The 16,184-nt window shown below is 37.1% G+C and carries 14 protein-coding genes; all 14 read right to left on the bottom strand.

Annotation, left to right across the window (positions count from 1 at the left end):
- Positions 1–8: 8 nt before the first annotated feature.
- Positions 9–1,280, bottom strand: a complete 1,272-nt coding sequence (gene obgE, locus O3617_RS08155; protein WP_371449506.1) for a GTPase ObgE — start codon at positions 1,278–1,280, stop codon at positions 9–11.
- 22 nt (positions 1,281–1,302) lie between these two features.
- Positions 1,303–2,439: a S41 family peptidase gene (locus tag O3617_RS08150; protein ID WP_371449505.1), complete on the bottom strand. Its 1,137-nt coding sequence runs from the start codon at positions 2,437–2,439 to the stop codon at positions 1,303–1,305.
- A 1-nt stretch (position 2,440) separates the two neighbouring features.
- Positions 2,441–3,640 carry a murein hydrolase activator EnvC gene (locus O3617_RS08145; protein ID WP_371449504.1) on the bottom strand — a complete coding sequence of 400 codons (1,200 nt, stop codon included), beginning with the start codon at positions 3,638–3,640 and terminating at the stop codon, positions 2,441–2,443.
- Positions 3,641–3,650: 10 nt separating this feature from the next.
- Entirely contained in the window at positions 3,651–4,538 is an 888-nt protein-coding gene (ftsX, locus tag O3617_RS08140) for a permease-like cell division protein FtsX (RefSeq protein ID WP_371449503.1), read from the bottom strand.
- On the bottom strand, positions 4,528–5,214 hold the full coding sequence (ftsE, locus tag O3617_RS08135; RefSeq protein WP_371449502.1) for a cell division ATP-binding protein FtsE: 687 nt from the start codon (positions 5,212–5,214) through the stop codon (positions 4,528–4,530). The genes ftsX and ftsE overlap by 11 nt, the downstream gene beginning before the upstream one ends.
- A gap of 11 nt (positions 5,215–5,225) precedes the next feature.
- Complete coding sequence (locus O3617_RS08130) at positions 5,226–6,158, bottom strand: transketolase family protein (RefSeq protein ID WP_371449501.1); 933 nt, start codon at positions 6,156–6,158, stop codon at positions 5,226–5,228.
- Entirely contained in the window at positions 6,158–6,994 is an 837-nt protein-coding gene (locus O3617_RS08125; RefSeq protein WP_371449500.1) for a transketolase, read from the bottom strand. Before O3617_RS08125 ends, O3617_RS08130 begins: the two co-directional genes overlap by 1 nt.
- 36 nt (positions 6,995–7,030) lie before the next feature.
- Positions 7,031–8,125, bottom strand: coding sequence for a polysaccharide pyruvyl transferase CsaB (csaB, locus tag O3617_RS08120; protein ID WP_371449499.1), 1,095 nt, complete (start codon positions 8,123–8,125; stop codon positions 7,031–7,033).
- Complete coding sequence (locus tag O3617_RS08115; protein WP_371449498.1) at positions 8,118–10,154, bottom strand: DUF5693 family protein; 2,037 nt, start codon at positions 10,152–10,154, stop codon at positions 8,118–8,120. The genes csaB and O3617_RS08115 overlap by 8 nt, the downstream gene beginning before the upstream one ends.
- Before the next feature lie 12 nt (positions 10,155–10,166).
- Positions 10,167–10,859 (bottom strand): LmeA family phospholipid-binding protein, encoded by a 693-nt coding sequence (locus O3617_RS08110; protein WP_371449497.1) that lies wholly within the window; start codon positions 10,857–10,859, stop codon positions 10,167–10,169.
- Between the two features lie 8 nt (positions 10,860–10,867).
- Positions 10,868–11,975 (bottom strand): peptide chain release factor 2 gene (gene prfB, locus O3617_RS08105; RefSeq protein ID WP_371449496.1). Its coding sequence is split into 2 segments (ribosomal slippage): positions 10,868–11,917 and positions 11,919–11,975, totalling 1,107 coding nucleotides; the frame shifts between segments, so codons are not numbered across the junction.
- Between the two features lie 126 nt (positions 11,976–12,101).
- Positions 12,102–14,537, bottom strand: a complete 2,436-nt coding sequence (secA, locus tag O3617_RS08100) for a preprotein translocase subunit SecA (protein WP_371449495.1) — start codon at positions 14,535–14,537, stop codon at positions 12,102–12,104.
- 200 nt (positions 14,538–14,737) lie between these two features.
- The gene (hpf, locus tag O3617_RS08095; RefSeq protein ID WP_371449494.1) at positions 14,738–15,271 is read right to left on the bottom strand and encodes a ribosome hibernation-promoting factor, HPF/YfiA family; all 534 of its coding nucleotides are present in this window, start codon (positions 15,269–15,271) and stop codon (positions 14,738–14,740) included.
- Between the two features lie 236 nt (positions 15,272–15,507).
- Positions 15,508–15,705, bottom strand: a complete 198-nt coding sequence (locus O3617_RS08090) for a cold shock domain-containing protein (RefSeq protein ID WP_005379075.1) — start codon at positions 15,703–15,705, stop codon at positions 15,508–15,510.
- Positions 15,706–16,184: the final 479 nt, after the last annotated feature.

The raw sequence follows: 16,184 nt of genomic DNA, 5'->3' as shown, positions 1-16,184 counted from the left end.
TATAACTCCTAGTCTCTAAATGTGAAGCGTTGATCACCAATAACAACTTCATCGCCTTCTTGGCAACCTTTTTCACGCAATTTATTATCTAACTCCATGAAACGCCAAATACGTTGGAATCGACGCAAAGATTGATCATCATCAAGATTTGTCATTGCCACAAGACGTTCGATACGCTTACCTGTAATATAAAAGGCAGCATCATCACCACGGGTGATAACAAATTCCGTATCTGGTTTTGCTTCGTACATAACTGTATCATCGGTGGCTTCTACCTCTGGCTCATAATTTTCTACATAATAATAAGCCCGTTCCATTAACTCAGGTAAGCCTTCACCACTTAATGCATTGATTAAGAAAACTTCGTAGCCCTTATCTTCAAAATAAGATTTTGTGTTTGGAATTGTTTCATCATCATAGACAAGATCTATTTTATTAAGTGCTATAATTTGTTTCTTATTAGCTAATTTCTCTGAGTATTTACGCAACTCGTCATTAATAGCATCAAAATCTACTTTAGGATCACGGCCTTCCATACCAGAAACATCTAGTACATGGATTAGAATATTCGTACGTTCTACATGACGCAAGAAATTATGACCAAGGCCAACACCTTCACTAGCCCCTTCAATAAGACCAGGAATATCAGCCAATACAAAACTACGATCTCCAGCAAGCGTCACAACACCCAATACAGGTGTCAATGTTGTAAAGTGATACGCAGCAACCTCTGGTTGTGCTTTTGATACCTTGCGTAAAATACTGGATTTACCAACGCTTGGATAGCCAAGTAAACCAACGTCAGCCAATACCTTTAACTCTAGTTGTAACCAGCGTTCTTCCCCTGGTTCACCTTTTTCAGCAAAGGTTGGTGCACGATTAGAGCTAGATAAAAATCTCGCATTACCACGCCCACCACGGCCACCTTTTGCAATGACAAAAGTGTCGCCATCATGAACTAAATCACAAAATATTTTTCCGGTTTCCTCATCCTTAACAACTGTGCCTAACGGAACCGGAATAATTAAATTGTCCGCACCCCGGCCATGTTTATTGGCACTTTCACCATTGCCACCCTTTGGCGCTTTAAATTGGCGTTTATAACGAAAATCCACAAGAGTATTAATATTTTTATCTGCTTGTAAAATGACATCTGCCCCTTGGCCACCATCGCCACCGCTTGGTCCGCCATTAGGAACATATTTCTCTCGACGGAAACTAGACATACCGTCTCCGCCATCACCCGCTTTTACAAATACACGAGCGCGATCTATAAACATAATTACATCCTTTTCTGCAAAACTATTTTAATAGTTCTATTGCCTTTTGAATTTGAATATCTGACATATCACTAGATGGGGTAGTTCCCTTTGGTAATTCTAGAACTACATCTGGTTGAATACCTGTGCCATCAATAACACGATCATTAGGAGTATGGTATTTAGCTATAGTCACTTTAATACCTTCATCCTCTAGATTTGGATATACACTTTGAACAGTGCCTTTACCATAACTATTAGTGCCAACAATAGTACCTAATTTTCTATCTTGAATAGCACCAGCAATAATTTCAGATGCACTAGCAGAACCTTTATTTATGAGAACTACCATAGGCAAAGCAGGATTTTTACCATCCGATACATAATTTCTTGTCTTTCCATCACGTGTAGTAAAAGATACTAATATGCCTTCTGGCATCATAATACTAGCAATATCTTGTGCACTATTAAGTAATCCACCTGGATTATCACGTAAATCGAGAACAAGTGAAGTCATCCCTTCGGATAGAAGCTGCTCATATTGCGTTTTGAAATCACCTGCTGTATGTTCAGCAAATTGACTAATCCGAATATATCCAATGTGTTCTGTTAGCATTTTGCTTTTAACCGTTGGTAACACGATTTCTTCTCTTGTTACTTTAAATGTTGATAACTGATTATCACGTTCTATCACAATCGTTACATCGCTGCCAGCTTCACCGCGAATTTTAGACGCTGCATCTTCAATGGTCATAGAATTAGTATCTACACCATCGATGGATACAATATGATCGCCGCTTTTGATGCCAGCTTTATAAGCCGGCATATCATCAATCACAGAAACAGCTTCTAATCCTTTTGAGCCATGACCGAGAACCATTCCCACGCCTGCATAAGTACCAGAGGTATGCTCTTTCATAGATTCAAAATCATCCTTGTCTAAATAGACACTATGAGGCTCTCCTAAAGAAGCAACTAAGCCTTTTAACATGCCATCAAACAAAGTAGCTTTACTAATTGGTGTCATGAATTTCTGAGTCGCTATGTAATAGGTTACAACAAATCTAGGTAAACCCATTGCTGATCCAGAAATATACCAAAATACTAGCCACAACATGATGATGGAAGCAAATAGATATTTAATTAATGCTAAACCAATTGTTTTAAATTTATTATTCATTCTATAAATAACCCATAGGATCTACCGGATCCCCGTTTGCACGAACTTCAAAGTGAACATGAGGTCCTGTACTATTACCAGTACTGCCGGCATAAGAAATAACTTGGCCCTTCGCAACGGATTGACCTTCATCTACAGCGAGCTCAGAGTTATGACCATAGAGTGTAGAAAGTCCATTTCCATGATCGATAACAACAGCATAACCATAGCCGCCCATCCATCCAGACCAAACTACAACGCCACCGTCAGCAGCATGAACTGGTGTACCTTCATCAACACCAATATCAATACCGGAGTGATAAATTGTAGTCCCCCAAATTGGATGAACACGATAGCCATAAGGGGAAGTAATTTCACCACTAACAGGCCAGCCAAGTTGCCCTGTACCTTGTACCCAATTATCTGATGCACCTTGTCCACCAGAGGATTGAGCCGCAGCAGCGGCAGCCGCTGCGGCAGCTGCCGCACGTGCAGCTTGGCGTTCTTTCAACATAGCACTTACTTGCGCAGAAGAAGCATTGAGTTCCTCTATAGCCTGCATAGCAGTAGCTCTATCATTTTGAGCCTTTTGAAGTACTACATTTCGCTCAGCCTTTTTCTGTTCAATTTCGGCTTGTTTTGCAAGCGCCGCTTTTTCTAGTTCAACCAATTTAGCTCGATCTGATTCTAGCTTTTGTTTATGCTCTTCTATTTGAGCTCGCTCTTTTTTTATTTCCCCAATTAACGTAATATCAGAATCGATGATTCGTTTTAAAACTTCTAAGCGATTGGCAAAATCACTAAAATCTTTAGATCCAATAACAACATCAATATAGCTTAGTCTACCATTGATATAGATATCGCGAACCCGTTTATAAAATACGGCTTCTCGACCTTCCAATCTTTTTTGTGCCTCAGCTAATTGACGTTCATTAAGTGTAATATCATTTTCTACTGCTACACGCTGTTCTTTAATGGTACTCAACTCGGCAGTCGCTTGACGAAGTTGCTCTTCAATTTGTCGCAATTGTTCAGAAACGCTACCAATTACAGTCTCTGCATCTGCTTTTGCAGCATTTTGTTGATTCATTTGTTGTTGAATCGAATCGAGTTGATTTGTTAAATCCTCATCTTCAGCCATAATATAGGCTGGTGTCCCGCACAATACCACTCCCGATAGAAGGGCTGCAACGAGACGAGTTTTAAATGTATACTGTCTCATAATCTCCCTACTATACTTTCATGTATTGTTTTAATGAAATGGTACTGCCAATAATCCCTACAATAATGCCGCCACCGATTAAACATGCTACCAATTGATAGAAGAATGGGAACATAGGAACTAGTGGGAAGAATGCAAGTGAGTCGGAAACTTCCATGGTAATAAAATGATAGAATTCGCCTACACATAATACGGCAATAATAGCCCCGATAAAGCCAAGTAACATACCTTCAATAACAAATGGCCAACGAATAAACCCATTTGTAGCACCTACATATTTCATAATTGCAATTTCTTTCCGACGTGCAAAGACAGTCAATCGAATTGTATTAGAAATAATGAATAATGTAGCAGCTGCTAAGAAACCGATAAGCACAATACCACCGATGCGAATAATTTGAGTAATACGGAACAGTTCTTCGATGATATCTTGCCCATAATGTGTACTTTCCACACCGGGGAATGTAGTAACCAATTTGGCTGTAGACTTAACATCTTCCGGGTTTTCAAAGGTAAGAACATAAGAATTTGGCAATGGATTTACACCGCCTAAGGCATTCACTAATTGTTGTTGATCACCTAAGCGTTCCTTAAATTCTTTCATGGCTTGCTCTTTATTAACAAACTCTAAATGTTTAAGATTTGGAATCGCTTTTACCTTCTTACCAACAGCCATAATTTGTTCAGTAGTAAGGCCATCCTTTAAATACACACTTAACTGCACTTGATTTTCTAAGCTAGATGCCATGTTATTAAGATTAATTACGCCACAGAGAAATACACCGAGCATAAATAATGACAATGCTACTGTGGATATAGACGCCAATGTCATAAGACCATTGCGTTTCATGGACTTTAAAGCTTCCTTAAAAAAATATTTCATTGTTCTAGGCTTCATTAAATTCTGCACCCCTCATATTATCACTAAGAACACGACCATCTTTCAATTCGATAACTCGTTTATTTAAATAGGTAACAATATCCATATTATGAGTAACCATAATTACGGTAGTGCCAAAATTATTAATATGCTTAAACAAGTCCACAATACCCTTACTTGTATTTGGGTCAAGATTGCCCGTTGGTTCGTCGGCTATCAATACAGATGGACGATTAACGATGGCGCGAGCTATAGCAACGCGTTGTTGTTCACCACCAGACAAATCTTCTGGTAAATCATTTGCCTTGTCCGATAATCCAACTAATTCAAGAACATGAGCTACCTTCTCTTTTATTACCTTAGGTTTCTCCTCGATAACCTCTAAGGCAAAAGCAATATTTTCAGCCACGCTTTTATTAGGTAATAAGCGGAAATCTTGAAATACTACGCCTAATTTACGACGTAATTTTGGTATCTTACTACGTTTCATTTTTGTAACATCAAACTCATCGACGATGACTACACCAGAATCAGGTGTCACTTCATGAGTTAATAACTTAAACAACGTAGACTTACCAGCCCCACTATGACCACAAATCAATACAAATTCACCATCGTTGATAGTAATGCACACATTATCAAGTGCGGTAGATCCATTGTCATACACTTTACTAACATTCTTAAATTCTATCATTGGTTCCCCTTTTATTTACGTGTCACCACTTTTTTAACTGCTTTTACAATATCATCAGCTGTTAGCCCATATTTCGCCATCAATTCTTTTGGTGTACCACTCTCCCCAAATGTATCCTGTACACCAACGAATTCCATAGGAACAGGTTTATGAGCAACAACAACTTCAGAAACAGCAGAACCTAAACCGCCTAAAATATTATGTTCTTCAGCAGTCACAATGGCGCCTGTTTCTTCAGCGGCTTTAATAATAGCGTCAGCATCGATAGGTTTAATGGATGCCATATTAATAACGCGGGCAGAAATTTGTTTACCTTCTAGTTGTTTAGCTGCTTCAACTGCTGGCCCTACCAACGCACCACAAGCGATAATTGTCACATCAGAACCATCTTTTAATTGATTGGATTTACCAGGTGTGAAAGTATATCCTTCTGCTGTTACATCATCAACACCAGCACGACCGAGACGTACATAAACAGGACCATTATAATCAGCTGCCCATTTAATGACAGATTCTGTTTCTTTTTCATCTGCTGGCACAATAACAGTCATATTAGGTAAAACACGCATACATGCGATATCTTCTAAGCTTTGATGAGTTGCGCCATCTTCACCTACAGTAATACCCGCATGTGTAGCGCATACTTTCACATTAAGTTTTGGATAACATACAGCATTACGGATTTGTTCAAATGCGCGTCCTGTTGCAAACATAGCAAAGGATGATACAAAAGGAATCTTCCCGGCTGCTGCTAAACCAGCACCTACAGAAATAAGATTTTGCTCTGCAATGCCTACATTAAAGAAACGTTCTGGACACTCTTTCTTAAATGTATCAGTCTTAGTAGATTTTGATAAATCAGCATCAAGAACAATAATATTAGAATTTTCTTTACCAATTTTTGCTAGCGCATTACCGTACGCTTCACGTGTTGCTTTACCCATTATTGTACCCCCATGATTTCATTTACGAATGCCACACCTTGTTCTTCACTAGGTGCCTTACCATGCCAACCAGCTTGACCTTCCATTTCTGCAACACCTTTACCTTTTACAGTATGCATTACAATACATGTAGGGCCATCTGTGAAAGCTTTCGCATCTTCAATAGCTTGATGTAATTCATCAATATCGTGACCATTTACTTCAATAACATTCCATTTGAAAGCTTTAAATTTATCAGGAATTGGCAATGGGGACATAACTTTTTTAATATCACCATCAATTTGTAGGCCATTGTAATCTACAAAGGCAGTCAAATTATTTAATTTATAGTGACCTGCAAACATAGCAGCTTCCCATACTTGACCTTCTTCAAGTTCTCCATCACCGAGAATAGAATATACACGATAATCAGCATTATCGATTTTACCTGCCAATGCCATACCACAAGCTGCAGAAATTCCTTGGCCCAAAGAACCTGTAGACATATCTACACCAGGTGTATGCTTCATGTCAGGATGACCTTGAAGGAAATGATTAATTTTACGCAAATTGATTAATTCAGATTTAGGAAAATATCCCTTTTCAGCAAGTGTCGCATACAATGCTGGCGCTGCATGACCTTTTGATAACACAAAACGGTCACGATCTTGCTTTTTAGGATTACTTGGGTCTACATTCATTTCTACAAAATATAAAAGAGACATTACATCAGCAATGGATAAAGAGCCACCTGGATGTCCAGATTTAGCTGCTGTAACAGACTGTACGATGCTTACGCGAATCGCTTTTGCTTTCTCTTGTACTAATTGTTTTTGATCTTGACTCAATGTAGCCATAAAGACCTCACTTTCTGGATAATCTCCAATTTATATTTAATACTCTTCTAAAAGTGAAATAGCAAATTCTGCATTGCGTTTCGATACCTTGCGCAATGTTTGAATGCGATTGAATGAATGTTGATAAGATTCTGTAGACTGTAAAAGTTCTACACATCGATTATATAGAACATTAGAATCTAATTCTGTCATAGTACCAATTGGTTCTTGTTCAATCATATGTAAAAAACTTGTAATTTTAGGGTCATAGGAAATACCTATAACTGGTTTTCCCATCAAAGAGCTAAACACAAGCGCGTGTAGACGTATACCAATCATTAGATCTACATTACCAGATAAAGATAGTTGTTCTTCCGTAGTAAAAGGACCCTCTAATACAATTGGTTTCACCTTCATCAATGAAGCTATAATCTTTGCTTCCTTCGTATCATAAGGATGAGACATAGGTATGAATACTATTTCAGCATCTTGCTCCAAACTTAGCCGGCTCAATACATCTGCCAAACTCTGTCTATACGCCGTATCATCCTTCCAACTGCGAACAGCAATACCTACGCGTTTTCTACCACTTTCAAGAGGCGCACAATTATATTTGGTTAATATATTAGATCCGATGGTTGGATCAGCCTTATGCATTGCGAGTACTGCATCGGCGGTAACCTCCACATCATGAATTCCCAATGCATTCAACTCATCTTTAGAAATGGAATCACGAACCGTAATCCCATCTACATATTTCAACATAAACCGAACTGCACGCTTTGTAGATTTACGATACAAAGGTCCAATGCCTTGCGAGTAAAGCATAACAGGCTTGCCAAGCAATTTTGCGAGCCCCATAATACTTAGATAGTAATAGGTATTTCGAATACTAGTGGCATCTTGTAATAAACTACCTCCGCCACTAATCACTAGGTCCGCACTACGTATAGCATTCAAAATACCAAAGGCAGCAAATGTTCCAACAGCCTTAATTTTATGTTTTCTACTAGTCTCTTGCGGATTACCGGAGATAACCGTAATATGTGCATCGTCTTCTACATCACGAATAGCATCAATAATGGCACAAAGCATAGCTTCATCACCAGCATTACCAAAGCCATAGTAACCGGAAATAACGATATTACTCATGACTGTCCTCCCGATGCATAGCCCATTGCGTTATATAGATAACGAAACGAACTGCAAGAATAAGAACGATACCGATCGCACAACCAAGCAACAAACCATCATACCCACGCATAATAGACATGAATACCGGTGTTCTAATATGACAGAATGTTTCAACCATGGATGCGACGCCAATGACACCTGCTATAGTTAATACAAAATGAATAACCATAGGCCATTTACGTAGGAACGCAAACGTGGCAAGCATCAACAATGGGTGACCAATCATAAATTCTTTTTCACGTGGTCGAGCATATAGTGTATTCTCTAAGAATCTACGCAATACGAGTTCAAATGTTGGAACAGGCACACCTGCCGTATGTCCACTACGGCCTACAAATACCCAAGCCGCAGCACCAATGACAGCGAACACAAAGAACACATACATTTTTACATCTGTAGTTAGAAATTCTTTAACGAACTGTTTAGCTTCTGTACCAGAGTTAATCATGCGACCTTTCCATAATGGAAAGCGTTGCAAGTAAGCAATCACAACAAGGATGATTGGTAATACAAATGTAAGTTTTACACCTCTAAATATTTCAAATTCCATAAAGAATTTCGTATTACCTAATAAGGCCGCAATATACATACCACCAATAGCAGCAAATAATGTTGCTATTACAAGATAGAGCAATGCGAGTAACGTAGATTTCCATGCACCTACAGGACGTGTACCATCAGATCTACGCCATTCTTCCATGAGAATTACCAAAGCACCTACAGGCGCCATAATGGCTGCAGACAAGGCCCAGACTTGAACTAATAATGTACCGCTAGTTACAATAAATCCAACAATGGATACTAATGATAAGGCAAAGAATAACACCAATTGTTTATGTTGTGACATAGCTATAAACATTTGTCCTACATACACCAATAATGCAATACTACCAATCATTGTTAACACAACTAATAAAGGATTTGGAGTATAAGCAGGATAAATGTCCGCCGGTCCAAATTCATACCCCTTAGCACTTAGCTTATCTGTTGCACTACGAACATAATTAATGGTCGTTTGTAAAACAGTTTCATTATTTTGCCCTACTTCATACATTGGGAATAAATTAAATCGAATATTACGTTCAATATCACTAATGTAGAATCGTTGTGCTGCTTCTTCAGGAGTAATCTTTTTCAACTCATCCTTAGAGATTGTATAGACACGACCGACACTGTAATTCTTCTTAGCTGCCATATCTAAGAAACCCAATTGAGGCTCGTATTGTAACTGATTAACTGCTTCAATGCCTACCAATGGTATATGCAGATTATTCATAGCCTCCAAGGTTTCATCAATATGATCTGGTGCACCTAATGCCTCTTTACCAGCAAAAATAATACCTGTTACGTGAGGGACACCATCTAAACGATTAAATACATATTTAATATCATCAGACGTTACATTTCGATAGTTAGTAGGTCTTACTATAACATTAAATCCGCGATTTGATACTTCCATAGCTTGGAGCTTAGAAATACCTAAGTTCATCTTTGCATAACTATCAGAAGGTGCACCTTGTAGTTCTAATACAGGGCCTATGCTAGTGTTAAGTTCTTTAACCTTATCTTTACTAATACGGTGATACAAGTCTTCACGGATTTCTTTATAATAGCCTTCTTTACCAGGAATAAGTGCAACATAAGTAGCCCCTGGTTTAATAGAACCACCATTGATACGAACATTGGAAATATCTTGTGATGAAAGTAATTTGATTTCACCAGCATCATTAGCCTTTTCTAATGTTCTATCATAGATGGCAAACGCCGTAATTCCCGCTTCTTTCAGTGCATCAAAAGCATCTTTTTGACTACGTTTTTCAAAGGCATTAGCTCGAAGTACAGCATCATAATCTAATATATTCTCAATATGATTTTGTGCCTTTTCAATTGTATTGCGCTCCATTACCAAGTAGAGTGCTGAAATAAGTCCTACTATGATACATAGTATAAGAACTAATGAGTGCTTAGTTTTCTTAGCTGTATGCACGATATTTCCTTTCTAATTGAGTACAGGTTTAATCTTAATGTGAATTTCTCCATTTTCAACGTTAACAGACTCAGCTTTAACCGGAACAGGGAAATTGTTGAAATCGTAAATTGAAATAGGTTGCAATTGTTGTGAAGTAATACCAGAAATAGTTAATCCACTAACAGTAAATCGACTTGGAGCAAATGATAAAACATTATCTTTCAACTGCAAAGCACCTTCTAAACTAGCTGTTCCTTTCAGAGACCCCATAATGTTAATAGTACCAGTTAATGCTATGCGATTATTATTAATCACTACATTAGCATCTTGTAGTCCTTCTGTATTTTGAATGAGGAATTTCTTTAAATCATCCTCTAATACAATACCTTCCACATAGGAAGGACCCAGACTAAGAACCTCTACCTCATGAGATGCAATGAGAGAAATAGGATTGATTACAATATTATTAGCCTCATAGTGAAGGCTAGAAAAATTCAATTTTCCTAATTGAACATTTTCTAATGTTCCTGCAGCATGATCTGCCTGCCCATAAACCAGTTTAAAAGCTGGCGTAGATTCAACAACAACAGTTTGACTAGTAGGTTTAAGTGATTGATTTAACTCATCTTCCACAATAGATTCCATATATTTAGGAACTACAAACTGAGCACCGACTACACATACAATGATAAGCAAGACGATGAATAGTAAAAATTTTTTCATTATAGCACCTATACTATTAAATTAGCTTCTTTCTTTAAATAGCCTTCTATGAATTGGTCGATATTACCATCCATAACAGCCTGTACATTACCAGTTTCAACCGATGTACGATGATCCTTTACCATATTATAAGGATGGAAAACATAAGATCTAATTTGACTACCCCATTCTATAGCTTGATATGTGCCGCCAATTTTTTCTTTAAGTTCAGCTTGTTTCTCAAGTTCTAATTCAAACAACTTTGCTCGTAATAAACGAAGGGCTTGTTCTCTATTTTGTATTTGAGAACGTTGAGATTGACATTGAACCACGATTCCTGTTGGTTTATGCGTCATACGAACAGCGGAGTCAGTTTTATTAATATGCTGACCACCAGCACCACTTGCACGATAGGTATCAACTTGAACATCTTTCATGTCGATATTAATTTCTACAGTATCATCAATTTCAGGCATCACATCCACAGCTGCAAATGATGTATGACGACGAGCCGCAGCATCAAATGGTGAAATACGAACAAGACGATGTACACCCTTTTCAGATTTTAAATAACCAAAAGCATTTTCGCCTTTAATAAGAAATGTCGCGCTTTTAATACCTGCTTCATCGCCTGGTTGCTCATCCATAAGTTCTACAGAAAATCCGCTTTTTTCAGCCCATCGTAAATACATCCGAATAAGTATTGAACACCAATCTTGTGCTTCAGTACCACCAGCGCCAGCATGGAATGTAAGAATCGCATTATTCTTATCATATTCCCCACCCAATAAAAGTAATACCTCTTGCTTTTCTACGGCCTCTTGAATACCATTTACAAGTTGCTTAATTTCGACTTCCATAGACATATCTTCTTCTTCGATTGCCATATCTAACATGACACTAGCATCTTCGATATCGGATACTAATTGTTTATAACCTTCTACAGAGTTTTTTAATTGTGTAGCTTCCTGAGAAATTTCACGTGCCTTATCTGGATCATCCCAAAATGTGGGGTCACTCATTTCTACATCAAGTGTGAAGATTCGTTCTTCTTTTTGAGCGATGTTAAAGTGAATCCCTCATTCCATAAATTCGCTCTTCTAAACCAGAAATAATAGGTTTTAAATCTTCTAACAATTTATGTTCACCACCTTTATATCAATACTATATGTATATAGTATTGATATACTGTATTACTAAAATGAAAAATGGCCGTTGCTCAGAAGGTACTCTTCCCATTGAGCAACGTGCCATTCACAAATGTTAATCTATGTTTTGTGGCTCCAACACATCTTCATGATGGGGTTGTGCACCTTCTAAGTGATCAACTGGTTGTTCAATTTCCTGAATCAATTGTGCACGAATTTTGTATAACGCCATGATTGTTTCATCTTGGATGGTATCAATCATGTGTTGGAACATATCGTAGGCTTCAAATTTATATTCCACCAATGGATTTTTTTGTCCATATGCACGAAGGCCAATACCTTCACGAAGCATATCCATGTTATCCAAATGTTCCATCCATTTACTATCGACAACACGTAGCATAATTGCTTTTTCAAGTTGGCTAAACATAGCATCTCCTAAGAGATCGACACGTTCTTGATATTCACTATGTGCAATTTCGTGTAAACGTTCATCCAATTCTTGACGTGTGTATTCTTCCATTTCTTCTGTAGACATAAGGTCAGAAGTTAAGAAGTATTGACTCAAGTGTTTATGTAACCCTTCGTAATCCCATTCTTCAGGATACAATTTTTCATCAGCATACGCATCGACAGCATCAGTTACAAGCTTATCAATCATTTCATTGATAGTGTCTCGTAAAGATTCATTTCTTAAAATACGACGGCGTTGCTCATATAACACTTCACGTTGTTGGTTCATAACATCATCGTATTCCAAGATATACTTACGAATATTGTAGTTATGATCTTCAACCTTCTTTTGAGCTCGTTCGATAGATTTTGTAATTAAAGAATGTTCGATTGGTTCATCTTCCTCCATTCCAAGTTTATCCATAATCCCTGAAATATTGTCTGCACCAAAGATACGCATTAAGTCATCTTCTAAGGATAGGAAGAATTGAGAAGAACCTGGGTCACCTTGACGGCCTGCACGACCGCGCAATTGGTTATCAATACGACGGCTTTCATGACGTTCCGTCCCTAAAATAGCCAAACCACCAAGTTCAGGTACACCTTCACCTAGTGTAATATCTGTACCACGACCCGCCATATTAGTTGCGATGGTAACCATGCCCATTTGACCAGCATTAGCAACGATTTCCGCTTCTTGTTCATGATGTTTAGCATTCAATACCTTATGAGGTACACCTGCGCGTAATAACATGTCTGAAAGCTCTTCAGATTGAGTAATCGAAGTAGTACCAATCAAAATTGGTTGACCTGTTTTATGTCGTTCCACTGCATTGCGTACAACAGCACGATATTTAGCGGCTTTAGATTTAAAGATAAGATCTGGTAAATCTATACGAATCAACGGACGATTTGGAGGAATTGGAATAACTTCCAATCCATAAATATCATTAAATTCCTTTTCTTCTGTTTTCGCAGTACCAGTCATACCGGACAATTTTTCATACATACGGAAATAGTTTTGGAATGTAATGGATGCTAGTGTTTGACTTTCACGTTCAACCTTAAGGCCCTCTTTAGCTTCGATAGCTTGGTGTAAACCATCAGAATAGCGACGACCAAACATTAAACGGCCTGTAAATTCATCGACAATTACAACTTCGCCATCTTTTACTACGTAATCTGTATCACGATGCATCATAGCATACGCACGCAACGATGCGCCAAGCAAATGATTGAGTTCAATGTTGTCAGCATCATACAAGTTTTCAATGCCTAACATTTTTTCAACCTTAGCAATACCAGAATCTGTAGGTGCAATAGTTTTTTGTTTTTCATCAATAGTATAGTCTTCATCTTTTTTTAGATGAGGAACAACTTGTGCCAATTTATAGTAGTTATCAGTAGAACGGCTACCAGGTCCAGAAATGATAAGTGGTGTTCTAGCTTCATCAATTAAAATGGAGTCAACTTCATCGACGATTGCATAGTTTAATGGACGCTGTACCATTTGGGATACATCGGACACCATGTTATCGCGAAGATAATCAAAACCAAATTCATTATTAGTACCATAGGTAACATCAGCACCATATGCTTCTTTACGTTGGTTATAATCAAGATTGGCCACAATGAGACCTGTTGAAAGGCCTAGGAAATTATATAATCGGCCCATTTGTTCACTGTCACGGGTTGCCAAATAATCATTGACTGTAACAACGTGAACGCCCTTACCGGATAAAGCATTAAGATAAACAGCCAAGGTTGCAACTAATGTTTTACCTTCGCCTGTACGCATTTCCGCAATATTGCCTCTATGCAAGCAAATACCACCTAGTAATTGCACATCAAAATGACGCATGCCAAGCACGCGTTTAGATGCTTCGCGACAAACGGCAAATGCTTCTGGTAAAATATCGTCTAAGGTTTCTCCCTTTTGTAAGCGACGCTTAAACTCATCGGTTTTTGCGACGAGATTAGCATCACTCAATTTTACATAATTAGGTTCTAATTCGTTAATATGATCAACGATTTTGCGCATTTTCTTAACTTCTTTTGCGCTATTATTTCCTATAAGACTTTGTAAAAAGCCGAACAAACAAATCACTCCTCTTCAGGATATCTTACATAATTATATCTAATTCATTATAACGAAAAAGCCTTGAATAGTCAAAGAATTCAAGGCTTTTCTATAAAGATATGACAGTATATATAAAATGGATACCCTTTCGGGTATCCATCGTATATTGGGTTCGGATAAATCAAAGCAGAAAGGAATAAAATGATTAACCGATACAATTATTTTAATTCTGGTTCAATTAAGCCATAGAACCCATCATGTCTGCGGTAAACTACATTCATTGTTTCTGTTTCCGCATTAAAGAACATGAAGAAGTCATGACCAATCAAATTCATTTGCAAGATAGCTTCTTCTACATCCATAGGACGAACAGCAAAATGTTTGCGTTTTACAACTTCAATCTTTTCTTCTTCTACAGGTGTATCAAGAGGTGCTACATCAGGATGGAAAGCTTCTTGACGTTTGAATCGTTTTGCTAAACGAGTTTTATGTTTATGAATTTGTCGAACAATTTTATCCACTACTAGATCAATTGCTGCGTACATATCATCATTTGTTTCTACACCGCGAAGTACGATTTTATCTACGAAACATGTAATTTCAATTGTTGCTTTATCACGCACTACAGATAATACTGCTTGTGCATCTAATTCATCATCAAAGAAACGAGTTAATTTACTTAATCTTTTTTCTACATATTCGCGAAGAGCCGCTGTTACTTCAATGTTTTTACCTCTGATTGCTACTTTCATATGTCAACACCCTTTCTAAAAATCAACAACCAGTCCTTAGAATCAATCTTACTATTCTATTTCTGGTGTCTTATTTAGTATTTCTACATATGTATATAAAACTCCTCTTTTTAGATAAAAAATTTTATATTTTTTGTAGAAATATGTATTGTACACTATTTAATATACAAAAAATCCCAACAAATGCGCTGTTGGGATTTTTTTAATTTTGTTTTTATGTATTATTTGGTATGTGATTACGCTTTTACAACATTTGCTGCTTGAGGGCCACGATTACCGTCAACAATATCAAAAGTTACATTTTGGCCTTCAGATAAAGATTTAAATCCTTCATCTTGAATAGCAGAAAAATGAACGAATACATCGCTACCATCTTCTCTTTCAATAAAGCCATAACCTTTTTCTGCACTAAACCATTTTACTTTACCTAACATTGGTAACATCCTCCTAAAAAATATATTTTGTCTTACTGTCTTGCTTTATATGTGTATCATAACATAGCATGTATAAAATATCAAATTACATCCCATGTATTTTATATAAATTATTATACATAAATAACAATATAAAATTATATGATTTAATCTTAAATTCCTCTCATTTGTTGGTTTTAATCTATATATTCTATAGCATTACAACTCATATTTATTTCATTATCATTTAAATATATAAGTTTTACAAATATTTTTATATTACTACAATGTATAAATTCTATCTTCATCACAAATATTTACATCTAATATCTATTAATACGAATAAACAAATATTCACAAATATTATATGCCTTTTCAAATATAGCATATTTGATTTATCAAAATTTATTATATAAAACAATATCCCCATAAATACAGTAAATGTAATAATGCAAAAGGGGCTGTAACAGAATGCGGTTTACCGCATTCTAGTTGCAGTC

The sequence above is a fragment of the Veillonella sp. 27098_8_77 genome (genome assembly GCF_041431535.1).
Lineage (GTDB): Bacteria > Bacillota > Negativicutes > Veillonellales > Veillonellaceae > Veillonella.
This window is presented reverse-complemented; position numbering and strand designations above follow the sequence as displayed.